Genomic DNA, 22,178 nt, shown 5'->3' on the forward strand with positions numbered 1-22,178 from the left:
TCGCCGGAACTGGGCCCGGCACCTGCGGACGTGGCCACGGGAGGCCGGCTAGCCGCGCTCGATGTTGCTGAGATCGCGCAGGACGCCCACGCGGCCGTCCGTGTGCTGGACCAGGAACTCGTCGCCCCGGTCCTCAAGCGCCAGCACCCAGCCGCCGGGCTCGATCCCGAACAGAGGTGCGCCGGTGCGCTCATCCACGGCCGTCCGGTGCTGCGCCACCGCGAACCAGAACGCCTCGTGGACCGGCTGCTCCTCGGATTCCTCGGGCCGGCTTGCGGGATCAACCGTGGCGCCGATCGGCTCCTGCAATTTCACCTGCTCCTGCGGCTTCACCTGCGGATGGACGGCAGTGGCGGGAGTGGCCGACGCCGCCGGACCGGTCACGGCGGCGGCTGCGTCAGCAGAAGCGGGCCGGTTCCCCGTCTCCGTCCCGGCACCAGCGGCCGCAGCAGCGGTGACCGGAGTTCCGTCCAGCTGCGTTTCTTCGGCGGCCGGCGTTGCCGGTTCAGCCGCCGCAGGCGGGACGGCTGCAGGCGGGGCGGCCGCAGGCGCTTCAGCGGAAGGCACGACGGCGGCTGGCCCGGTTTCGGGGGACGCTGCGGCGCTGCTGGCTGCGTTGGCGGCAGGCCAGGCAGCAGCGGACGGTGCTATTCCGGCGCCGGAAATTCCTGCGCCGGTGGCCGTGCCACCCGTGGTTCCAGCGCCGGCAGTCGGGGCGCCGGTTCCCGGCGCCTGGGCTGCGGCCTTGCCGCCGAACTTCTGGCCGCCAAAAATCCGGGCGGCAGCCTTCTGGCCGCCCGCCGTCGGGCCCTGCTCAGTTGGCTTGGCGGGCTTGGGCGCCTTCGGTGTCCGGACCGGCACGGCGGACTCACGGGCGGCGATGTGGGCCGGCACTTCTTCGCGGTCCAGGAAGTCGCCGGCGAAGAAGGGGATGAAGCTGGCGAGTACCGTGGCGGCGAACAGCACCAGGGCGCCAATCAGGGCCACGAGCAGGCTGGGCGTGAATGCCCCTGCGACGGAGAGGAAGAAGAAGGCCACGGCAAAGGAGGCCACAACCGATCCGAACTGGTCGACGGACAGCGAGCCAATCCGGACCTTCGTGTCCGGGGCCAGCCGGCGCGCTACAAACAGCGCCGCAAGGATGAGCGGCAGCACGATCCCGAGCCCGAGGAAGAACAGGCTCCCGAGGTTCCACAGGTTGTACCGGACGGCGAACATCGGAATCAGCGATGCGATGAAGAGAATCAGCGTGGCCCCGAAAACGGTCAGGTCACGAACGGTGAACGGGCCAAGGACCGCCACGTTCCGCACTTCGGGACCCCTGCCGCCGGCGGAAGCTTTGGAGGGAGAAGCTGCGGAATTCGCGGACATCCCGCTCTGAGGCTTGACGGAGTGTGCGTCGTGGCCGGCCGCCGGCGAATCATCCCGCGGCGCTTCAGGGTGTCCGGTTGAACCCCTTTCGGCTCCGGCCTGTCCGGCCGGACCCTGCTGACCGGAGTCCCGCTGGCCTGGACCCGGTTGGGCTAGACCCGACTGGCCGTGGCTTTGCTGATTCATACTGTTCTCCTTAGCGTGGCGGCACCCGAGCGGCTGTCCAATACCCGGCGACGCCTAACGGCCGGCGGGCCCGACCTCAAGCGGTCAGGCTGGCTCCGGCCTCTGTCACGAGTCCTTCTCAGCCTAGCCAAGTGCATGGATGATCACTAGCTGACGGGCCGCGGCGGGGCGCCGCGGCCCGCCGTTCCGGCCGTATGTCAGCACGGATGCCGCGAAAGCGGGGCAACCATTCGTCGCTAAATACGCACCGCTCACTGTTCAATATGTGACGCGGCGCACGTGGCTGAACCCGAAGGCGCTAGTCTGTTTTTGGAACAGCTCTTTGCGGTATGTCCGCGATCGGCCGCTGCCCGACGCCGCGCACTGCGGCAGGGCACAGGCCGGGGACGGCGCATCCCGCGCAGCAAAGATCGATGAATGATGAGGTTCACCATGTCCCAGGACACTCCCGGCTCGACGGCCACCGCCGCCGCCACCAGCCAGCAGGGCGATGCTCTTGAAAACCTGCTGCATGAGGACCGCAAGTTTGCCCCGTCCGCGGATTTCGCCGCCAACGCCGTGGTTGGTGCGGAAGTCTACGCCGAGGCCGACGCCGACCGCCCCGCCTTCTGGGCGAAGCAGGCGCGCGAACTGCTGACGTGGAACAAGGACTTTACGCAGGCGCTTGACTGGTCTAATCCGCCGTTCGCGAAGTGGTTCGTCGGGGGCCAGGTCAACGCCGCCTACAACGCTCTGGACCGGCACGTGGAGAACGGGCTCGGCGACCGCGTGGCCATCTACTTCGAAGGCGAACCTGGCGATTCCCGCGCCTACACCTACGCCGAACTGACCGAGGAAGTGAAAAAGGCCGCCAACGCGTTCGAGTCCCTGGGCGTGGCCAAAGGTGACCGCGTCGCCGTGTACCTGCCCATGATTCCGGAAGCCGTCATCACGATGCTGGCCTGCGCCCGGATCGGGGCAGTTCACTCGGTGGTGTTCGGCGGCTTCTCCTCCGACGCCCTGCTGTCCCGGATCGAGGACGCCCAAGCCAAGCTCGTCGTCACCGCCGACGGCACCTACCGGCGCGGCAAGCCCAGCGCCCTGAAGTCTGCCGTGGACCAGGCCCTGGCCGCGGACGGGCACAGCGTGCAGAACGTGGTGGTGGTCAAGCGCAACGGCCAGGACGTGGACTGGCACGAGGGACGGGACCACTGGTGGGCCGACACCGTCGAAGCGGCCTCCCCGGAGCACACCGCCGTGGGCCACGACTCCGAACACCCGCTGTTCATCCTGTACACCTCCGGCACCACCGGAAAGCCCAAGGGCATCCTGCACACCACCGGCGGGTTCCTCACCCAGACGGCCTACACCCACAAGGCCGTGTTCGACCTGCACCCGGAAACGGACGTCTACTGGTGCACGGCCGACATCGGCTGGGTCACCGGCCACTCCTACGTCGCCTACGCCCCGCTCATCAACGGCGCCACCCAGGTCATGTACGAGGGCACCCCCGACTCCCCGCACCAGGGCCGCTGGTGGGAGATCGTGGAGAAGTACAAGGTGTCCATCCTGTACACCGCGCCCACCGCCATCCGGACCTTCATGAAGTGGGGCCGGGACATCCCGGACAAGTACGACCTCTCCTCCCTCCGGGTCCTGGGCTCGGTGGGCGAACCCATCAACCCCGAGGCGTGGATGTGGTACCGCGACGTCATCGGCGGGAACAAGGCACCCATCGTGGACACCTGGTGGCAGACCGAAACCGGGGCTCAGATGATCGCCCCGCTGCCCGGCGTGACGGAGACCAAGCCCGGCTCGGCCCAGGTGGCCCTGCCCGGCATCGCCGTGGACGTCGTGGATGAGAACGGCGCCTCGGTGCCCAACGGCCACGGCGGCTTCCTGGTGATCCGCGAACCCTGGCCCGCCATGCTCCGCGGCATCTGGGGCGACCCCGAGCGGTTCAAGGAAACCTACTGGTCCCGGTTCGAGACCATGTACTTCGCCGGCGACGGCGCCAAGAAGGACGAGGACGGCGACATCTGGCTCCTGGGCCGCGTGGACGACGTCATGAACATCTCGGGGCACCGGCTCTCCACCACGGAGATCGAGTCCGCCCTGGTGTCCCACCCGGCCGTGGCGGAAGCCGCCGTCGTCGGAGCCGCGGACGAAACGACCGGCCAGGCGGTGGTGGCGTTCGTCATCCTGCGCGGCGACGCCGTGGACTCGGGCGACGAAATCGTCCAGGACCTCCGCAACCACGTCGGCAAGGAGATCGGCCCCATCGCCAAGCCCAAGATCGTCCTGGTGGTGCCCGAACTGCCCAAGACCCGGTCCGGCAAAATCATGCGGCGCCTCCTCAAGGACGTCGCGGAAGGCCGCGACACCGGGGACGCCACCACCCTCGCGGACAACACCGTCATGGCCCAGATCGCGGCATCACTGAAGAAATAAGCACAAAACCGCACTTAGCAGGGCCCGGCCGCACCCAGCGGCCGGGCCCTGCCTGTTGGCCGGCCCGTCGGGCGCCCATCGGCACACCCCGAAATGTTGCTTTTCGATCTTTCCTGTTCTCTTTTGCGAGGTTATAGTCATTCCTATGTGAGGTGTCTCACAACCAGCTGAATTTCAAGGGAGAGATCATGGCAGCACACACAGAACCGTCCCTGACCGCCGGCCCCGGCCGGCGGACAATCCTGAAGACCATGGGCGTGGGTGTTGCCGGGCTGGCCGGCGTGCCGCTGTTGGCAGCCTGCACCGGAGGCACCGGCCCGTCCGGCGGAGGCACGGAATCCTCAGGGCTCACGTTCGGTTCAGGGTCCTCCGACGAGGTTCCCAAGAAGGCGTACCAGGCAGTGACTGACGCCTTCACCAAAAAGACGGGCAAGACGGTCAGCACCAACGTCGTGCCGCACAACGATTTCCAGAACAAGATCAACTCGTACCTGCAGGGCTCGCCGGACGACACCTTCACCTGGTTCGCGGGCTACCGCATGCAGTTCTACGCAGGCAAGGGTCTGCTTGCTCCCGTGGACGACGTCTGGGAGAAGATCGGCGGCAACTTCTCGGATGCCCTGAAGACAGCCTCCACCGGACCCGACGGCAAGATGTACTTCGTGCCGAATTACAACTACCCGTGGGGTTTCTTCTACCGGAAGAGCCTCTGGGCGGAGAAGGGCTACGAAGTACCGGAAAATTTCGACGCCCTCAAGACCCTCGCGGCCAAGATGAAGGCCGACGGCATCATCCCGATCGGCTTTGCCGACAAGGACGGCTGGCCCGCCATGGGCACGTTCGACTACATCAACATGCGGCTCAACGGCTACCAGTTCCACGTGGACCTCTGCTCACACAAGGAATCCTGGGACCAGCCGAAGGTGACCGAAGTGTTCACCACGTGGTCCGCGCTGCTCCCCTTCCAGGACCCGGCCGCGCTGGGCCAGACCTGGCAGGACGCGGCCAAGGCGCTGGCGGCCAAGAAGACCGGCATGTACCTGCTCGGCTCCTTCGTCACCCAGCAGTTCACGGATCCCGCCGTGCTGAAGGACATCGACTTCTTCCCGTTCCCGGAGATCGCCACCGAAGGCCGCGACGCCGTCGAGGCCCCCATCGACGGCCTGCTCCTGTCCAAGAAGGGCGGCGAGAACGCGGCGGCGCGCCAGTTCATGGAATTCATCGGCACGCCCGAGGCCCAGGACGCCTACGCCGCTGTGGACCCTTCCAACATCGCCACTGCCAAGGGCACGGACACGTCCAAATTCAGCGAGCTGAACAAGAAATGCGCCGACACAATCGCCAACGCCAAGTTCATCAGCCAGTTCTTCGACCGCGACGCCCTTCCCGCCATGGCCAACAACGTCATGATCCCCGCCCTCCAGACCTTCCTCAAGGACGGCAAGATGGACGTCAAAAATCTCGAGGCCCAGGCCAAGACGCTTTACGCGGCCCAGTAGCAGTCAGGGACTCCCATGAGCACTACAGCAAGAGACCTGGTCCCGCCGGAATCCAGGGCACCGTCCGGAGCACCGGCCAAGGGCGTCAAGAGCGGGAAAGTCCGTCGGCTTTCCAGACGGGACAAGGTCGTCCTGTCCCTGATGGTGGGCATTCCGACGCTCATCCAGCTGGTGTTTGTCTGGCTGCCCACGCTGATGTCCATCGCCCTGAGCTTCATGCGCTGGAACGGCCTGGCCCTGACGGACGTCAGGCCGGCAGGCCTCGGCAACTACCAGTACATCTCGCAGGACTACCCGCCGTTCTGGCCGGCAATGCAGCACAACCTGCTGTGGCTTGCATTCCTGGCCCTGGTGGCCACGCCGCTGGGACTTCTGCTGGCCGTGCTGTTGGACCAGCAGATCCGCGGCAGCAAGATCTACCAGAGCATTTTCTTCGCTCCCGTGATGCTGTCCCTGGCCCTGATCGGCATCATCTGGCAGCTCTTCTACCAGCGGGACAACGGCCTGCTGAACTTCCTGCTGGGCACCTCCGGCACTCCGCAGGCCGTTGACTGGTTTGGTGATTCCTCGGTCAACATCTGGGCGGCCCTGATCGCCGCCACCTGGCGGCATGCCGGCTACGTCATGCTGCTGTACCTGGCCGGCCTCAAGGGCGTCGACCCGAGCCTCAAGGAGGCCGCGGCAATCGATGGCGCGAATGCGGTGCAGACCTTTTTCCGGGTGGTTTTCCCGGCCATGCGCCCCATCAACATCGTGATCGTCGTGATCACCATCATTGAGTCGCTGCGTGCGTTCGATGTGGTCTACGTCATCAACCGCGGCACCAACGGCCTCGAGCTCATCAGTGCCCTGGTGATCCAGAACCTGGTGGGAGAGGGGCAGGTGATCGGCGTCGGCTCGGCCCTTGCGGTGGTTCTGCTGGTGATCTCGCTGGTCCCGATCGTCTTTTACCTCAGCCGCACCTTCGGCAAGGAGAACAAAGCATGAGCACTACGGCCACCCGCGCAGGCCTTCCAACCGCGGAGGAGCGCCGTTCCGGCAGCCGGCCAAAACGGCATTACGGAACGCATATCTTCCTCACGGCCATGGCCGTGATGTGGCTCATTCCGCTGGGATGGGCGTTGTTCACCGCCCTGCGGCCCATCGCCTCCACCAATGAACACGGCTACTTCAGCATTGCCGGCGACTTCAACTTCGACAACTTCGCCCAGGCCTGGACGCAGGGCGGCATCGCGAAGTACTTCTGGAACTCGGTGATCATCTCCGTGCCGGCCGTCCTGCTCGTGCTCTTTCTTTCATCCATGATGGCGTTCGCCGTCAGCCGGGTGAGCTGGAAGTTCAACGTCACGCTGCTCATCATGTTCACGGCCGGCAACCTGTTGCCGCCCCAGGTCCTGGCGGCGCCGCTGTTCGAGATGGCCAAGCACTTCGAGGTGCCGTACGCCTTCAGCGATTCCGGCAACATGCTCAACACCTACATTGTGGTCATCGCCGTGAACACGGCCTTCCAGATGGGCTTCTGCACTTTCGTCCTGTCCAATTACATGAAGGCGCTGTCCGCCGACCTGACCGAGGCCGCACTGGTGGACGGGGCGGGCATCTGGCGCCAGTACCGGGAGATCATCATGCCGCTGTGCCGGCCGGCCTTCGCCGCCCTCGGCACGCTGGAAGTCATCTTCATCTACAACGACTACTTCTGGCCGCTCATCTTCATCCAGAGCGGCGACAGGCTTCCCGTCACCACAGCCATCAACAACCTCCAGGGCGAATTCCTGAACGACTACAACCTGCTGGCGGCAGGAGCCGTGATCACCGTGATTCCCACGCTGATTGTCTACCTGCTCCTGCAGCGGCAGTTTGTTGCCGGGCTGACTCTTGGTTCCAGCAAGGGGTAGGCGAAGATGGCAGGAGCAGCCACACCGCCGCCGTCACCGCTTGAGAGGATTCCAATGCTTCCCGCCGCCCGCCACCAATCCATAGTGGACGCAGTCCAGCGCGAGCGCGTGGTCCGTGTGTCGGACCTCGCCCAGCAGCTGGGTGTCTCCCTCATGACAGTGCGCCGGGACATCGAAATGCTTGAGGAAAGCGGGCAGGTGGAGCGGATCCACGGCGGCGCCAAGCTGCCCGGGGACGCGAGCACCCACGAGCCCGGGTTCGAGCTCAAGTCCACCCAGCTGACCGCCCAGAAGCGCGCCATTGCCGTGGAGGCCGCCACCATGGTGCATGAGGGAATGGCGGTGGCCCTCAGTGCGGGCACCACCACGTGGGCACTGGCCAAGGAGCTCGTGAACGGGCCACGGATCACGGTGGTGACCAACTCGATCCGGATCGCCGACCTCTTCCATCACGGGGCGACGTCGGGCGGCCCGCGGCACAGCTCAACGGTGATCCTGATCGGCGGCGAGCGCACGCCGTCGGACGCCCTGGTGGGGCCCATAGCCACCGCGGCGCTCAGGCAGCTGCACCTGGACCTGCTGTTCCTCGGCGTGCACGGCATGGACGCCGAGGCCGGCTACACAACCCCCAACCTCCTCGAGGCCGAAACCGACCGCGCCTTCGTGGCCGCCTCCCGCAAGGTGGTGGTCCTGGCTGACCATACGAAGTGGGGCACCCAGGGCATCAGCACCATCGCGGAACTCGAGGAAGCCGACGAAGTGATCAGCGATGCCGGCCTGTCCGGCGAAGCCCAGCGGATCCTCAGCGACCGGGTGAGCCGGCTGCGGCTCGTCTAGGCTGCCGTCCCGGGGAGGCGCATCCGGGCTGCCGTCGGACGCTATGGGGAGTTCCGGAAACTCCCTCAGCCGCAGCCGCAGGACTGCCTGACCAGCAGCCGCGTCGGAAAGACGTGGTGGCGGGGCGGCTCGCCGCGGTCCACTCCGACGAGCGCGCGCACTGCGGCCTCAGCCATCGCGCGCACGGGCTGTTCCACGGTGGTCAGCGGCGGCCACGAATACTCCGCCTCCACGGAGCCGTCGAAAGATGCCAGCGCCACGTCGCCGGGCACCGACAGTCCCGCTTCGTGGAGGGCCCGGAGTATGCCGATAGCCTGCATGTCCGAGCTCGCAAAGATCGCCGTTGGCCGGTTCGCCGAGGCCAGGAGCCGCTTCCCGGCGGCGTAACCCCCGATCCTCGTGAACTCGCTGCGCGCTATGGGCCCTTCGGGCAGGCCGGCGTCCTTGAGGGCCTGCAGCCAGCCGTCCTCGCGCGCGTCCCCTTCGTTGCCTGTGGTGGTACCCATGGCCAGGCCGATGTTGGTGTGGCCGTGCCCGATCAGGTGCTCCACGGCCGTGCGGGCTCCTTCGGCCAGATCCACACCCACGGTGGTGAAGCCTGCGGACCTTTCGCTGTGGCTCAGGAGCACGGACGGTATCTCCGCAGCCTGCAAGTCAGCCAGATCCGGATCCAGCAGCACACTCGCCAAAACCACGCCGTCCACCCGCCGGGCGGCGAGGTTCCGGATGTTCCGGCGCTCCTTGGCCAGGTCCCCGTCCGAATTCGTCAGGAACAGCGCGAAGCCCAGCTCTGCCGCGGCATCCTCCACTGCGTGGGCCAGCAAGGAGAAGAAGGGGTTGCTGTTGTCCGGGATGATTAGGCCTATCGTCTCCGTTGAGCCCAGCTTCAGCGCCCTGGCCGCCGCGTTGGGGCGGTAGCCCAGGAGCCTGATGGCCTCCTGGACCTTGGCTTCCGTGGCCGGCGCCACCTTCTTGGGGCCTCCGTTGACCACATAACTGACGACGGCGGTGCTCACCCCGGCGTACCGGGCAACATCCTTGCGGGTCACCTGGGTTCGCGGGGCGGGCACTGCCGGAGTCGTCATGGTGTCCATGCTAGCTACAGCGCCGCCGGGGCATCGCCGAAGTCGCGGATGGGCAGGCGCTCGCCGTTCTGCTGGGCCGAGGCATGGGCCACGATTCCGGGAAGCGTGAACCGCGCAGCGACCCAGGCATTGACCGGCGGAAGGGTTCCGGTGTTGACCGCCGTCACGAAGTCGTCCACGAGGAACTGGTGGCTGCCTTCGTGGCCGGTCGGAGCGCCGAGGTATTCGTCCGGCAGGCGTCCGCGGTCGTGCACGGGGGCCAGTCCGGAGATGAACGCATCACGCAGTTCGGGGGCGACGTCGGCAAGCGAGGGATCATCCAGCGGGATGCTGGGCCGGGTTTCCACCTGTTCGGAGATGTCGTGGACGTTTTCCTTGTCCTGCCACACCGTCACCTTCGCCAGCTGCTCGAAGCTGGCCTCGGTACCGAAGAAGCGGAACCGGGATTCGCGGATGTGCGACGGGTAGCCCACGCGGCGCATCTCGTTGGTGCGCATGGCACCGCCGTCGTTCAGTTCAAAGAGCGCCGTGGCATTGGAGAAGTCGTTGCCGAACATGCTCACGTCCTTGTCGAAGACGCCGTCGTTGCGGTCGTCCTTGACGCCGATGCAGCTGACACTGACCGCGTGCGAGGGCAGCACACCCAGGACGCCGCCGATCGCGTGGGTGGGGTACAGCATCGGCGGGTAGCTGGCCGTCGCCTTCCACGCGTCTCCGCCGCTGTACTGGTAGGCGTCATAGAAGCCAAGGTCCATGTCGTGGACATAGTCGCCTTCGCTGTAGAAGATCCGGCCGAACTTGCCCGCGGCGTGCTGGTTGCGGGCGTAGACGGTGGCGGGGTTGTAGTAGCTGGTCTCCCCCATGGCGTAGACGAGCCCGGTTTCCTTCACGGCCTCGATGATGCGCTCGATCTCTTCTTCCGAAACCGCCATCGGAACGGCGGAGTAGACATGCTTGCCGGCGCGGAGCGCCTGCTCTACCAGCGGCCCGTGGGTCCAGCGCTGCGTGAAGATGGCGACGGCGTCGACGTCGGACGCCAGCAGCTCCTCGAAGCTGCCCAGGGTTCCGTCCAGGCCCCATGTTTCCAGCGCCGCGGCGGCGCGTTCGGGCCGTTCGTCGACGACGTAAACGTCGCTGACTCCCGGGTGGAGCTTAAAGAGGTGGGCGAAATGGCCGCCGAACTGTCCGACGCCGACGACTCCGATTGAAAACGTCATTGTTTACCTTTCCCTGACTGGCCCGCAGTGCCGGGCGCTAGTGGCCCTAAGTGGGCTTGCTGAGAGTCTGTCACTGCAATCTACTCGAGTCAACGATTTTCAGCGCACAGCCGTAACTTTCAATGTTTTCAAGAATTTTTTCTTGCCACAGCATATCTACTCGTGTAGATTTTCATTCAGTTGTTACCCACATCACAGTCAGGAAAGGGTCGAAGATGACCACCCTTACCAAGCAGCAACAGGACCCGGCAGCACGGGTCCGCCGCCCCAAGGCAGCGAAACCCGATCGGAAGAGCTTTATTCACCGCAGCGGCGACTTGAAGGTGGCACTGTTCTTCATCTTCCCGGCGATGATCGGCTTTGTTGCCTTCTATTTGGTCCCCACCATCCGGGGCGTCTACCTCAGCTTTACCGAGTACAGCATCCTGGGCGATCCCACCTGGATCGGAATCAAGAACTACACCGCCATGCTCGGCGATGAACTGTTCTGGAACGCCATGGCAGTCACCGTCCAGTACGTCGGGCTGAACATCGGCTTCCAGACCGTCATCGCCCTCGGATTGGCCCTCCTGATGCACCGCGTCGCTAAGTCCACGTTCATCCGCGGCGCTTTGCTGCTGCCCTTCCTGGTGGCCAACGTGATCGTGGCCCTGCTGTGGTTCTGGATGCTCGACTACCAGCTAGGCATCGTCAACGAGATCATCAGCTGGATGGGCCTGCCGCGCATCGCCTTCTTCGGCAGCGAGCAGTGGGCCATTCCCACCATCGCCGCCGTCAACGTCTGGCGCCACATGGGCTACACGGCCCTGCTGATCTTCGCCGGCCTGCAGTCGATCCCCAACCACGTCTACGAGGTCGCTTCCCTCGACGGCTCATCCCCCACCCGGACCTTCTGGAGCATCACCATGCCGCTCCTGCGCCCCGTCATGGTGCTGGTGCTCGTGGTGACAGTGATCGGGTCCTTCCAGGTGTTCGACACAGTCGCGGTGACCACTGCCGGCGGTCCCATCAACGCCTCCCGAGTGATCCAGATGTACATCTACCAAAAGGCCTTCGGCGAATCGGACTTCGGCTACGCATCGGCACTGTCCGTCATCCTCTTCGTCATCCTCGCCCTGGTGGCCTTCGTGCAAATGAAGTTCCTCAAGGGCAACGAATCGGATCTGGACTAAGGAACCCCGCCATGAGCACCTCCACACTCACCCGCAAGAAGTCCGTCAACAACATTCCCGTGAACAGGAAGCCGGTCAGCTGGCGCCGCGTCGGAGCCTGGGCCCTGGTGGTCCTCGCGGTCGCCGTGACGGTGGCCCCGTTCCTCTGGATGCTCCGCACCGCCTTCTCCAGCAATGCCGCGCTGGCGTCCAACGCCGGCAACCTTTTGCCCGCAGATTTCAGCCTCGGCGCCTTCAAACGGGTCCTCGGGATGCAGACCCCGGAAGAGGCCATCGCCGAGGGAGGCTCGGGAGCCGCGATCAACTTCTGGCTCTACCTGCGGAACTCGGTGATCTTCGCCACCGTCACCACCGCCGGGCAGGTCTTCTTCAGCGCCATGGCAGCCTACGCCTTCTCGCGGCTCCGCTGGCCCGGACGTAACGCGGTGTTCGGGCTGTTCCTGGCGACCATGATGGTCCCGCCGATCTTCACCGCGCTGCCCAACTTCATCATGATCAAGAACCTTGGCCTGCTCAACACGTTCGCCGGCCTGACGCTGCCTTACCTGTTCATGACGCCGTTCGCCATCTTCTTCCTGCGCCAGTTCTTCCTCAGCATGTCCAGGGAAGTGGAAGAAGCCGCCATGCTCGACGGCGCCAAGCACCTGCGGATCTTCTTCCAGATCGTCCTGCCCAACGCCGCTGCGCCGCTGGCCACCCTGGCCCTGCTCACCTTCATCGGCCAGTGGAACGAATACTTCTGGCCGCTGCTGGCGGGCCAGGACGAAAGCGTCCGCGTGCTCACCGTCGGCCTGGGCGTCTTCAAGTCACAGTCGCCGCAGGGCGCACCGGACTGGAGCGGGCTGATGGCAGCCACGCTGGTCGCCGCAATCCCGGTGCTCCTGCTGTTCATGGCCTTCGGCAAGAAGGTGGTCAACTCCATCGGCTTCTCCGGAATCAAATAACCCCTTCACTTCACTTCACCCCCTGCAAAACCCTCGAAAGGTCCATCATGAAGAAATCCATCGGCGCCATTGCTGCCGCCGCTGCCATAGCCGTATCCCTGTCCGCCTGCGGCGGTTCAGCCCCCGCTTCCACCGAGGCCAAGGGCGAAATCAACTACTGGCTCTGGGACGCCAACCAGCTCCCCGCCTACCAGCAGTGCGCCACCGACTTCACCAAGGCCAACCCGGACATCAAGGTCAAGATCACCCAGCGCGGCTGGGACGACTACTGGACCACCCTGACCAACGGCTTCGTCGCCGGAACCGCACCCGACGTCTTCACCGACCACCTGGCCAAGTACCCCGAGTTCGCGTCCAAGAAGCAGCTCCTCTCCCTTGACGACGCCGTCAAGAATGACAAGCTCGACCTGAACATCTACAACAAGGGCCTCGCGGACCTGTGGGTTGCCGAGGACGGCAAGCGCTACGGCCTGCCCAAGGACTGGGACACCGTTGCCATGTTCTACAACAAAAAGCTCATCACCGACGCCGGTTACACCGAGGAACAGCTGAAGAACCTCGACTGGAACCCGTCCGACGGCGGCAGCTACGAAAAGGCCATCGCCCACCTGACCGTGGACAAGAACGGCAAGCGCGGTGACGAGAGCGGCTTCGACAAGAACAAAGTCGCCGTTTACGGCCTGGGCCTTGAAGACGGCAGCGCAGGCATGGGCCAGACACAGTGGAGCTTCCTGACCGCTACCACGGGCTGGACCCACACGGACAAGAACCCGTGGGGCAAGGAATTCAAGTACGACGACCCCAAGTTCCAGGAGACCATCGCCTGGTGGGCCGGACTCGTGGAAAAGGGCTACATGCCCAAGCTTGAAACCACTGTGGGCACCGAGATACAGGACTCCTTCGGCGCAGGCAAGGCCGCCATCAACACCAGCGGTTCCTGGATGATCGGCCAGTACACCAGCTACAAGGGTGTGGAAACAGGCATTGCCCCGACGCCCAAGGGACCCAACGGCAAGCGCGCCAGCATGTTCAACGGCCTGGCCGATTCCATCTGGGCGGGCACCAAGAACCCGGCAGCCTCGGTCAAATGGGTGGAATACCTCGCCTCGGCCAAATGCCAGGACGTAGTGGCCAGCAAGGGCGTCGTGTTCCCGGCCATCACCACCTCCTCCGAGAAAGCAGCCGAGGCATTCAAAGCCAAGGGCACCGACGTCTCAGCCTTCACCACCCACGTCAAGGACGGCACTACCTTCCTCTTCCCCATCGCGGACAAAGCGGCCAAAGTTGAAGGCATCATGAAGCCCGCAATGGACGCCGTACTCTCCGGCAAGAAGCCCGCCAGCTCCTTGACCGAAGCCAACAACCAGGTCAACGCCCTCTTCAAGTAGACCGCCCAACGTGACTGCGGGAGTGGCCGCAGTCACCCGCTCCGGATGCCGCCGCTTCTCCTCGCGGCGGCGGCATCCGGGGCAATCCCACCCCACATACAGACGAAACCGACGGGGCAGCGTCACCGTACGCTCACCGCCAAAACGAAAGAAGAACCCCCAATGGATCCCTTGCACCTCCGCTCCGCCGGCACCAGCCTGGTGATCAGCTTCGACAGCGGGGAGGCCGAGGTCATTCACTGGGGCGCCGATCTGGGCGCTTCACTGCCCGATCTCGCCATCCTCGCCGAACCGATCCCCCACTCCGCCATCGACGCCACCGTTCCTGCCGGGCTTCTCCCCCAGGCGTCCTCGAGCTGGCGCGGACGGCCGGGGCTGCGCGGCCACCGCATTGGCGACGGCGTCTCCGGCCTCGACTTCTCCTCCCGCCTTCGCGCCGTGCATGCCGCCGTCACGGGCAACTCAGCAGTCGTGGTGCAGCAGGATGCCGACGCCGGCATCACCGTGGAATCCACGCTCGCACTGCACGACGGCGGCCTGCTGGAACTGCGCCACACCGTCACCAACTCCGGGACCTCGCCTTTCCAGCTCGACGAACTGGCCACGGTCCTCCCGGTGGCGCCGGACGCCGTCGAACTTCTGGACCTGACCGGGCGCTGGTGCCGGGAACGGCACCCGCAGCGCCGGCCCATCCAGCAGGGCACGTGGGTGCGCACCGGACGCCACGGCCGCACCGGCCACGACTCCTCGCTCCTGTTCGCCGCCGGCACCGCCGGCTTCGGCAACCGCCACGGCAGGGTCTGGGCCACGCACCTGGCCTGGAGCGGCAATCACGAACAGTTCGCGGACACGCTTGCTGACGGGCGGACCATGATCGGCGGTTCCGAGCTGCTGGGCCCCGCCGAGGTGGTCCTCGGACCCGGCGGGAGCTACACCACCCCTGCGCTTTTCGCTGCCTACTCCGACCGCGGCCTTGACGGAATCAGCGAGGCGTTCTACAGCTGGTTCCGTTCCCGTCCGCACCATGTGCTGCCCGCCGCTTCTGCCAATGCCGGAGCCGGAAAGCCGCGCCCCGTGGTGCTGAACACGTGGGAGGCCGTGTATTTCGACCACAACCTCGGCACCCTGATCGAACTCGCTGACTCCGCCGCCGACCTCGGCGTGGAGCGCTTCGTCCTGGACGACGGCTGGTTTCGGGGCCGCCGCGACGACAAAGCCGGCCTGGGCGACTGGTTCGTGGACGAGACCCTGTGGCCGGACGGCCTGACTCCCCTCATCGAGGCCGTCACGTCCCGGGGCATGGAGTTCGGCCTGTGGGTGGAACCCGAGATGATCAACCTCAATTCCGACGTCGCCCGCGCCCACCCGGACTGGATCGTCGGCCCCTCAGCCGCCTCCCACAAGGACGGCGGCCGCCTGCCGCTGCAATGGCGGAACCAGCACATCATCGACCTGGTGAACCCGGAAGCCTGGCAGTACATCTTTGACCGGATCGATGCCCTGCTCCGTGAGAACAACATCAGCTACCTCAAGTGGGACCAGAACCGGGACCTCACCGAACACGGCCATGCCGGCCGCTCCTCCGTCCACGGGCAGACCCTTGCCGCGTACAGCCTGTTCGACGAACTCCGCAAGGCCCATCCCGGCGTCGAGATCGAAAGCTGCTCCTCCGGCGGCGCGCGCGTGGACCTCGGGATCCTGGAGCGCACGGACCGCATCTGGGGCTCCGACTGCAACGACGCCCTGGAACGGCAGACCATCCAGCGCTGGACCGGCATGGTGGTTCCGCCGGAGCTGGTGGGCGGACACATCGGGCCCACCACGTCCCACACGACGGCCCGCACGCACGATCTGTCCTTCCGCGCCATCACGGCACTGTTCGGCCACTTCGGCATGGAATGGGATGTCCGCGAGGTCCAGGGCGAAGAGCGCGACGAGCTCAAGCGGTTCATCGGGCTCTACAAGGAGCACCGCGGGCTCATCCACAGCGGCCGGATGGTCCGTGCCGACGTTCCCGATGACTCGCTCATGCTCCACGGCGTGGTAGCGGGCGGAGAAGCCTCGCCCGGGGAGACGGCAGCCCTGTTCGCGCTGGTGAGCACGCGGACGTCGTTCGCCGAGCAGCCCGGACGGATCACTGTCCCGGGCCTGGACGCTAGCCGCAGCTACCGCCTGGAAGCCGTGTTCCCGGCCCCCGGCGACGCCGACTACGCCCACACCTTCACGCAGATTCAGGCGCCGGCCTGGCTGGCGTCCGGGGCGGAAGCCAGCGGCAAATTCCTGGCCGAGGTGGGCCTGCCCATGCCCAACCTGAACCCGGAGCACGCGCTGCTCCTGAAGGTCACGGCGCTCTGACGGATGAACCGGGCGGCGGCTGCCGGGGCACCTTGACGGTTTCCTGGCGGCCGCCGGGCGGGCAGGCGTAACGAAAATCCCGCGCAGAAGTGGACCGGCGGCACGACGCGATAGATTTGCATCCATGACTGAAGCCCCCTCCGCCACCGAAGCCGGCCGCGGCACCATCCTTGTCCTCAATGGCCCCAACCTGAACCTCCTCGGCACGCGCGAGCCCGAGAAGTACGGCACGTCAACGCTTGCCGACGTCGAACAGCTGGCAAAGGACACCGGGGCGGCGCTAGGGCTGGACGTTGAGTGCTTCCAGTCCAACCACGAAGGCGCACTGGTGGACGCCATCCACGCGGCCCGCGGCAAGGCGATCGGCATCGTGCTCAACGCGGGCGCCTACACCCACACTTCGGTGGCAATCCGGGACGCCATCTCCGCGGTGCAGCTGCCTGCCGTGGAGGTCCACATCACCAACGTGCATGCCCGCGAGGGCTTCAGGCACCACTCGTACCTCTCGGACATCAGCAAGGCGGTCATCGCCGGCGCGGGGATCATGGGGTACCGGTTCGCGGTGGAATACCTCGCCGACCTGAATGCCGGCAAGGCCTGACAATGGCCGGCGCGGCCATGGGCACCGCGGACTGGTACCGGCATTTCGGCACCGTTGATGCCCCCGGTTCCTCAGCCTGCTACGCCGACTGGTCGCTGCAGATTGCCGACGATCCCGCGCTGATCGCCCGGATCGACCAGTGGCCCCACAACAAGCGCCAGCCGCTGCTGCTCCTGGCGGCTGCCCGCTACCTGGGCGCCAAGGTGTCCCCGTACAGCGAGTTCCGGAATTTCCTGGACGAGCACTGGGCGGATGTGTCGCGGACCGTCCTGTCGCGGGCCACGCAAACGAACGAGGTGGGCCGCTGCGCCACCCTGCTGCCGTCGCTGGCAGCCATCTCCGCCGCCGAGCAAAAGCCCCTCGCGCTCATCGAGGTGGGCGCGTCCGCCGGGCTTGCCCTGTTCCCGGACCGCTACGGCTACGAGTACGACGACGGCACAACAGTCACGCGGCTGGCTCCGGAACCCCGCCCTGCGGGACAGCTGCCGGCACTCGTGCCGCCCGTCCTGCGGTGCGCCGTCTCCGGCCCGGTTCCTTTGCCGGACAGGCTCCCGGAGGTGGTGTGGCGGGCCGGGATCGACTTAAACCCCCTCGACGTCGGAAATGACGACGACGTCGCCTGGCTTGAAGCGCTGATCTGGCCCGAGCAGGACTTCCGCCGCGAGCGGTTGCGAAAGGCGATCGGCGTCGCCCGAGAAAACCCTCCGCTGCTGGTTGCCGGCGACCTGAACCAGCAACTGGTGTCCCTGGCGGACCGGGCCCCGGCGGACGCGGCGCTGGTGGTGTTCCATAGCGCCGTCATGGGCTACCTCAGTGCGGACGGCCGTTCGCGGTTCCGCAGTACCGTGCAGGACCTGGCGGCCGGCCGCGGGTGCCACTGGCTGTCCAACGAGGGCGAGACGGTGATTGCCCAGGCGGACGGTTCAACCGTGGTTCCGGAGATGGCGGCCGGCAGGCTCCGGGGAAACTTCCTGCTTCTCCACAACGGCCGGCCCGTGGCCATCACGGGTCCTCACGGGCAGAGCCTGGAGTGGCTCTAGCGGGTCGGTGGGGCTGTTGCCGGAGGCGCCTGTTGCCGGATGCACCTACTTCTGGATGCACTGACCGGGCGACACGGCATTGCTGAGGCTCGGTGCCCTCTCCGCGACGGGCCGAAGGTCGATCATGGGGATGGCGAAGCCCAGTGCGGTGTCTGACGTGGCTTTGGCGAAGATCACACCCGCCACCTGCCCTCCGGTGGTCAGCAGCGGCCCGCCCGAGTTTCCGGGCTGGACGTCGCCCGCCAGCTTATAGACCTCGTCCGGCACGGGGTTGTTCCCGTAAATGTCCGGCACCAGCACCGTGGAGATGCCCTGCACCGTGGCGGGCTTGGACTGGAAGGGACCGCCATGCGGATAGCCGGCAAACGCGGCGCTGGTGCCGGCCGGCAGATCCGGGCTCAGGGGCAGCGCTGCGGCGGGCAGGCCGTCGACGGCGAGGACGGCGAGATCGCGCTGGCCGTCGAAGTAGACCACCCGTCCGGGCATCGCTCCGCCGCCTGGAATCTCCACGACGGGCTGCGACACGCCCGCCACGACATGCGCATTTGTGACAACCCTGCCGGGCGACACGACGAAGCCTGTCCCGGTCTGGTTCTGCCCGCACTGGAACGCGGTGCCGGCGATCTTCAGGACCGAACCGGCGGCCCTGTTCAGGGCGGGGGTGTCGGTGTTGGCATTGGGAACAGGGACCTCCTGTTCCTGCCCGATGCCCTCGATCAGCCTGGGGATCCCGTCCCCGATCACCGCCGACCGCAGCTGGGCCATGGCGGTTTTCACGGGGTTGGGCGTCAGCCCGTCAATGAAGCGGATGACCTTGGATTCGGCAAGCTGCTGGGAGACGAACGGGACGCCGAGGGCGCTGATACTGAAAGCCAGCATGGACATGACCAGCGCTGCAACGACAAGATTCACGGCACCGCCAACCGTTCTGTCCACGGCGCGGAGTGGTTTCAGCCTGACGGCGCTGCGGATGCTGCGGCCGATCATGGTGCCCACCGCGTTGCCGAGCACCATCAGCACGACGGCGGTGCCGATGATCGCGGTCAGCCTCCAGTTGCTGTCTTCCACGAAGCCGCTCACGAGCGGCACGGAAAGGAAGGCGGCGATGGCGCCGGCAGCGAATCCCGCAAGGCCACCGACGGTGACCAGGAACCCGTTGCGCAGGCCGTAAATCAGGTAGGACAGGAGCGTCAGTATCAACGCAAGGTCCAGAACGGTCAGGCCAAACACCAGGTCTCCTCACAAGCGGCTTCGCCCTGATTCTACTGGCGGAGTCTGACAATTTGCCGTGGACGGTAGGCGCCCGCCACGGCTGCCTAGCGCCTTTTAGGGCGTTTCAGCTGCCAAGTACGTCACAGATCGTTCAAAATTCTGAAACAATGGCACAAGCGCCCCCAGACGACACTTTTAATCAGGAGAATTCATGGACATCGAGGTATTGCGCCGCGCACCCCTTTTCGCCACGCTGGACGACGAAGCTTTCCGTCTGCTGACGGACGAGCTGACCGAAGTTGACCTGTCGCGTGGTGCATCCGTTTTCCGCGAGGGTGACCAGGGTGACCAGCTGTACTTCATTGTCTCCGGCAAGGTGAAGCTCGGCCGCACGTCCCCCGACGGCCGCGAATCCCTTTTGGCCATCCTCGGCCCGGGTGAGCTGTTCGGCGAGATGGCACTGTTCGATCCGAGCCCGCGCACCGCCACGGCCACGGCCGTCTCGGAAACCCGCCTGGCCGGGCTCAAGAACGAGAGCCTGAACTCCCTGCTCCGCACCCGTCCGGAGGTTTCGGCGCAGCTGCTGCAGGCACTGGCACGCCGCCTGCGCCGCACCAACGACTCCCTTTCCGACCTCGTCTTCTCCGACGTGCCCGGCCGCGTGGCCAAGGCCCTGCTGGACCTTGCCGACCGCTTCGGCCGTCCCGCGACCGACGGCGTCCTGGTGGCACACGAGCTCACCCAGGAAGAGCTGGCCCAGCTGGTGGGAGCCTCCCGCGAAACGGTCAACAAGGCCCTGGCCGAGTTCGTCCAGCGCGGCTGGCTGCGCCTCGAAGCCCGCGCCGTGGTCATCCTGGACATGCAGCGCCTCCGCCAGCGCTCCCGCTAACAGCAAATTAACAGGAAGCCGCCCGAAACCGACCGGGGCGGCTTTTTGTTCTTAACTCACCATCGGCGGAGAACGCCCCTTCGCCGTCGCTTAGACACGGTCGAAATGCACCACTACGGTCGCTGGGCGACCTGCATGGTGCGATCGACCGCGATGCGCTCCTCTGCGAAGGCCCGCACTCCGCCTCGACTGTTGCGTTACTACGGAGACACCGCTGGTTGAGCCCGTCGAAACCAGGATCTCGACAAGCTCGATCACCGGGAAATGACTCGCAAAGTTCCCGGGGACACAGAAAATGCCTGGCGACACTCGAATTCGGGTGTCGCCAGGCATTTTCTGTGTCGCCAGCTAGTTTGCGCGTCGTCACCCTTCGGCCTCCCGCACCAGGATCTCGACAAGCTCGATCAGCCGGGGGCTTACCGTTCCCGCTGGGGCTCTCCGGCTACGGTCTTTGCGGCTTCGACCTCGAGCATGAGGGTGCCGTTTTCTTCGACCAGCTTGGGCTGGTACACGTGAGGGGTGCGCTTGTAGCTGAGGTAGGCGATGCAGCCGTTGGCCGCCGCCATTTTCTCGAGCATGATCTCGGAACCGGGCACCAGGAGCTGGCCGAGCTTGAGGCCCGCCGTGTTTTCCTGGCCCACCTCATCGCCCAGGGCGGTCGTGTCGCGTTCGCTGACCACCTTTGTGACGCACACCCACCGGCCCCAGACACCTTTGCTTGCGAGCAGGCTGGGTTGCTGGTTCATGGGGACGGTCGCTGCGAAGTACCGCGTGTTGAAGCGGCGGTGCGCGAAGTCCGGACTGAGCCAGTTCACGAGGGGCTTGAGCAGGTCGGTCCGGACGGACAGCCCGCGTTTGGCCAGCACGTCGGTGAACGACTTTTCCTGGGACGCGACGGCCTCGCGCGCCTTCATCCACTCGGACGTGGAGGTGGCCTCCACAGTGGAGGACAGGTCCGGTCCGGCCAGGAGCACGCCGGTCTCCTCGAACAGTTCGCGGATGGCGCCCACCACGTGGCGGCGCGCCAGCCCGACGTCGTCCGTCCCCATCTGCTCTGCCCAATGCTGCGGTGAGGGTCCCAGCCAGCCGACGGCGTCGTCGTCGGACGCATCCAGGGAGCCGCCCGGAAAGGCGAGGACGCCCAGCGGCGAAGACCCCGGCCGGTATCCCAGCCAGGTCTCCAGGCCGGTGGGCGAATCACGGAGGAGCACCACCGAGGAGGCCAGCCGGGCAGCGCGCGGCGTCCGTTCGCCGTGTTCGATCCAGCTTTGTGCCGCCCCTTCGAGTTCGGGAGGTAGTACAAACAGGCGACGTGCTAGTTGGGGCAAAGGAAGCGACCGGTCCTTAGCTGAATTCGGCGATCAGTTCGACCTCTACGGGAGAGTCGAGCGGCAGGACTGAAACACCGACGGCGGAGCGGGCGTGCTGGCCCGCGTCACCCAGGACCCGGCCGAGGAGCTCCGACGCGCCATTGATGACGCCCGGCTGGCCGGTGAAGGACGGATCCGAGGACACGAAGCCCACCACCTTGACGATGCGGGTGATGCGGTCGAGGTCGCCGATGACGCTCTTGACGGCGGCCAGGGCATTGACGGCGCACACGGCGGCGTACGCCTTGGCGTCTTCGGGAGACACGGTGGGCTCGTCGGAAGTTCCTTCCGCTCCGGCGGACACCTTGCCCGTCGCTTCGAGCTTGCCGTCAATAAACGGCAGCTGTCCCGAGGTGTACACGTGGTTGCCGGTGATGACGGCCGGCACGTAAGCGGCCACGGGGGCGGCCACTTCCGGGAGGGTCAGCCCGAGCTCGGCAAGGCGCTGTTCGACAGCGGAAGAGGGCGCCGCTGCAGCGCCGGAGGCGGTTTCCTGAGGCGTGGTCATGCTACTGCTTCTCCCTCTTGAGGTAGGCAACCAGGCCGTTGCCGTCGGGGCCGGGGACTACCTGGACGAGCTCCCAGCCGTCCTCTCCCCACTGGTCCAGAATCTGCTTCGTGGCGTGGATGATGAGCGGAATCGTTGCGTACTCCCATTTGGTCATGAACTAAAGCCTAGTCCTTGCC

Annotated in this window: 19 protein-coding genes; 12 read left to right on the top strand and 7 right to left on the bottom strand. The window is 66.0% G+C overall.

What is annotated here, in order from left to right:
* Positions 1–48 precede the first annotated feature (48 nt).
* Entirely contained in the window at positions 49–1,371 is a 1,323-nt protein-coding gene (locus tag ASG92_RS24370) for a hypothetical protein (protein WP_240987284.1), read from the bottom strand.
* 618 nt (positions 1,372–1,989) lie between these two features.
* Here ASG92_RS24370 and acs point away from each other — a divergent pair.
* From acs to ASG92_RS24395, 5 genes are all read left to right on the top strand, one after another.
* Entirely contained in the window at positions 1,990–3,987 is a 1,998-nt protein-coding gene (gene acs / locus ASG92_RS24375; protein ID WP_056634830.1) for an acetate--CoA ligase, read from the top strand.
* A 188-nt stretch (positions 3,988–4,175) separates the two neighbouring features.
* Positions 4,176–5,486, top strand: a complete 1,311-nt coding sequence (locus ASG92_RS24380) for an ABC transporter substrate-binding protein (protein ID WP_056634668.1) — start codon at positions 4,176–4,178, stop codon at positions 5,484–5,486.
* Between the two features lie 15 nt (positions 5,487–5,501).
* Positions 5,502–6,473, top strand: a complete 972-nt coding sequence (locus ASG92_RS24385; protein WP_056634671.1) for a sugar ABC transporter permease — start codon at positions 5,502–5,504, stop codon at positions 6,471–6,473.
* The gene (locus tag ASG92_RS24390; RefSeq protein ID WP_056634674.1) at positions 6,470–7,381 is read left to right on the top strand and encodes a carbohydrate ABC transporter permease; all 912 of its coding nucleotides are present in this window, start codon (positions 6,470–6,472) and stop codon (positions 7,379–7,381) included. The genes ASG92_RS24385 and ASG92_RS24390 overlap by 4 nt, the downstream gene beginning before the upstream one ends.
* 54 nt (positions 7,382–7,435) lie before the next feature.
* Entirely contained in the window at positions 7,436–8,218 is a 783-nt protein-coding gene (locus ASG92_RS24395) for a DeoR/GlpR family DNA-binding transcription regulator (RefSeq protein WP_056634679.1), read from the top strand.
* Positions 8,219–8,283: 65 nt separating this feature from the next.
* Here ASG92_RS24395 and ASG92_RS24400 read toward each other — a convergent pair whose 3' ends face one another.
* Together ASG92_RS24400 and ASG92_RS24405 are read right to left on the bottom strand one after the other, a co-directional pair.
* On the bottom strand, positions 8,284–9,312 hold the full coding sequence (locus tag ASG92_RS24400; RefSeq protein ID WP_200952078.1) for a LacI family DNA-binding transcriptional regulator: 1,029 nt from the start codon (positions 9,310–9,312) through the stop codon (positions 8,284–8,286).
* Between the two features lie 5 nt (positions 9,313–9,317).
* A complete protein-coding gene (locus tag ASG92_RS24405; protein WP_056634682.1) occupies positions 9,318–10,520 on the bottom strand; it encodes a Gfo/Idh/MocA family oxidoreductase in 1,203 nt (400 codons plus the stop codon).
* Positions 10,521–10,735: 215 nt separating this feature from the next.
* On the opposite strand from ASG92_RS24405, the gene ASG92_RS24410 reads away from it, so the two are divergent.
* From ASG92_RS24410 to ASG92_RS24435, 6 genes are all read left to right on the top strand, one after another.
* Positions 10,736–11,692 (top strand): sugar ABC transporter permease, encoded by a 957-nt coding sequence (locus ASG92_RS24410; RefSeq protein WP_056634685.1) that lies wholly within the window; start codon positions 10,736–10,738, stop codon positions 11,690–11,692.
* An 11-nt stretch (positions 11,693–11,703) separates the two neighbouring features.
* Positions 11,704–12,636, top strand: coding sequence for a carbohydrate ABC transporter permease (locus tag ASG92_RS24415; RefSeq protein WP_056634688.1), 933 nt, complete (start codon positions 11,704–11,706; stop codon positions 12,634–12,636).
* A 47-nt stretch (positions 12,637–12,683) separates the two neighbouring features.
* Positions 12,684–14,024 (top strand): sugar ABC transporter substrate-binding protein, encoded by a 1,341-nt coding sequence (locus ASG92_RS24420; RefSeq protein WP_056634691.1) that lies wholly within the window; start codon positions 12,684–12,686, stop codon positions 14,022–14,024.
* A 162-nt stretch (positions 14,025–14,186) separates the two neighbouring features.
* Complete coding sequence (locus ASG92_RS24425) at positions 14,187–16,379, top strand: alpha-galactosidase (protein WP_056634694.1); 2,193 nt, start codon at positions 14,187–14,189, stop codon at positions 16,377–16,379.
* A 124-nt stretch (positions 16,380–16,503) separates the two neighbouring features.
* Positions 16,504–16,980 (top strand): type II 3-dehydroquinate dehydratase, encoded by a 477-nt coding sequence (aroQ, locus tag ASG92_RS24430; protein ID WP_056634697.1) that lies wholly within the window; start codon positions 16,504–16,506, stop codon positions 16,978–16,980.
* A gap of 2 nt (positions 16,981–16,982) precedes the next feature.
* Positions 16,983–18,020 carry a DUF2332 domain-containing protein gene (locus ASG92_RS24435; RefSeq protein WP_082579711.1) on the top strand — a complete coding sequence of 346 codons (1,038 nt, stop codon included), beginning with the start codon at positions 16,983–16,985 and terminating at the stop codon, positions 18,018–18,020.
* 45 nt (positions 18,021–18,065) lie between these two features.
* On the opposite strand, the gene ASG92_RS24440 is transcribed toward ASG92_RS24435, so the two are convergent.
* On the bottom strand, positions 18,066–19,250 hold the full coding sequence (locus ASG92_RS24440) for a MarP family serine protease (RefSeq protein ID WP_056634700.1): 1,185 nt from the start codon (positions 19,248–19,250) through the stop codon (positions 18,066–18,068).
* Positions 19,251–19,443: 193 nt separating this feature from the next.
* On the opposite strand from ASG92_RS24440, the gene ASG92_RS24445 reads away from it, so the two are divergent.
* Entirely contained in the window at positions 19,444–20,121 is a 678-nt protein-coding gene (locus ASG92_RS24445; protein WP_056634704.1) for a Crp/Fnr family transcriptional regulator, read from the top strand.
* 416 nt (positions 20,122–20,537) lie between these two features.
* Here the strand turns inward: ASG92_RS24445 and ASG92_RS24450 are convergent, their stop codons facing one another.
* The 3 genes from ASG92_RS24450 to ASG92_RS28750 are packed head-to-tail and all read right to left on the bottom strand — an operon-like array spanning position 20,538 to position 22,156.
* Positions 20,538–21,449, bottom strand: a complete 912-nt coding sequence (locus ASG92_RS24450) for an NUDIX hydrolase (RefSeq protein ID WP_056634707.1) — start codon at positions 21,447–21,449, stop codon at positions 20,538–20,540.
* A 16-nt stretch (positions 21,450–21,465) separates the two neighbouring features.
* Complete coding sequence (locus tag ASG92_RS24455; RefSeq protein ID WP_056634709.1) at positions 21,466–21,999, bottom strand: RidA family protein; 534 nt, start codon at positions 21,997–21,999, stop codon at positions 21,466–21,468.
* Between the two features lies 1 nt (position 22,000).
* Positions 22,001–22,156 (bottom strand): DUF4177 domain-containing protein, encoded by a 156-nt coding sequence (locus ASG92_RS28750; protein ID WP_009359196.1) that lies wholly within the window; start codon positions 22,154–22,156, stop codon positions 22,001–22,003.
* Positions 22,157–22,178: the final 22 nt, after the last annotated feature.

The sequence above is a fragment of the Arthrobacter sp. Soil736 genome (assembly GCF_001428005.1).
Taxonomy (GTDB): Bacteria; Actinomycetota; Actinomycetes; order Actinomycetales; family Micrococcaceae; genus Arthrobacter.

Coding starts and splice junctions, on each gene's coding strand:
- ASG92_RS24370 (WP_240987284.1), bottom strand. CDS start 1,371: ATGTCCGCGAATTCCGCAGCTTCTCCCTCCAAAGCTTCCGCCGGCGGC.
- acs (WP_056634830.1), top strand. CDS start 1,990: ATGTCCCAGGACACTCCCGGCTCGACGGCCACCGCCGCCGCCACCAGC.
- ASG92_RS24380 (WP_056634668.1), top strand. CDS start 4,176: ATGGCAGCACACACAGAACCGTCCCTGACCGCCGGCCCCGGCCGGCGG.
- ASG92_RS24385 (WP_056634671.1), top strand. CDS start 5,502: ATGAGCACTACAGCAAGAGACCTGGTCCCGCCGGAATCCAGGGCACCG.
- ASG92_RS24390 (WP_056634674.1), top strand. CDS start 6,470: ATGAGCACTACGGCCACCCGCGCAGGCCTTCCAACCGCGGAGGAGCGC.
- ASG92_RS24395 (WP_056634679.1), top strand. CDS start 7,436: ATGCTTCCCGCCGCCCGCCACCAATCCATAGTGGACGCAGTCCAGCGC.
- ASG92_RS24400 (WP_200952078.1), bottom strand. CDS start 9,312: ATGGACACCATGACGACTCCGGCAGTGCCCGCCCCGCGAACCCAGGTG.
- ASG92_RS24405 (WP_056634682.1), bottom strand. CDS start 10,520: ATGACGTTTTCAATCGGAGTCGTCGGCGTCGGACAGTTCGGCGGCCAT.
- ASG92_RS24410 (WP_056634685.1), top strand. CDS start 10,736: ATGACCACCCTTACCAAGCAGCAACAGGACCCGGCAGCACGGGTCCGC.
- ASG92_RS24415 (WP_056634688.1), top strand. CDS start 11,704: ATGAGCACCTCCACACTCACCCGCAAGAAGTCCGTCAACAACATTCCC.
- ASG92_RS24420 (WP_056634691.1), top strand. CDS start 12,684: ATGAAGAAATCCATCGGCGCCATTGCTGCCGCCGCTGCCATAGCCGTA.
- ASG92_RS24425 (WP_056634694.1), top strand. CDS start 14,187: ATGGATCCCTTGCACCTCCGCTCCGCCGGCACCAGCCTGGTGATCAGC.
- aroQ (WP_056634697.1), top strand. CDS start 16,504: ATGACTGAAGCCCCCTCCGCCACCGAAGCCGGCCGCGGCACCATCCTT.
- ASG92_RS24435 (WP_082579711.1), top strand. CDS start 16,983: ATGGCCGGCGCGGCCATGGGCACCGCGGACTGGTACCGGCATTTCGGC.
- ASG92_RS24445 (WP_056634704.1), top strand. CDS start 19,444: ATGGACATCGAGGTATTGCGCCGCGCACCCCTTTTCGCCACGCTGGAC.
- ASG92_RS24455 (WP_056634709.1), bottom strand. CDS start 21,999: ATGACCACGCCTCAGGAAACCGCCTCCGGCGCTGCAGCGGCGCCCTCT.
- ASG92_RS28750 (WP_009359196.1), bottom strand. CDS start 22,156: ATGACCAAATGGGAGTACGCAACGATTCCGCTCATCATCCACGCCACG.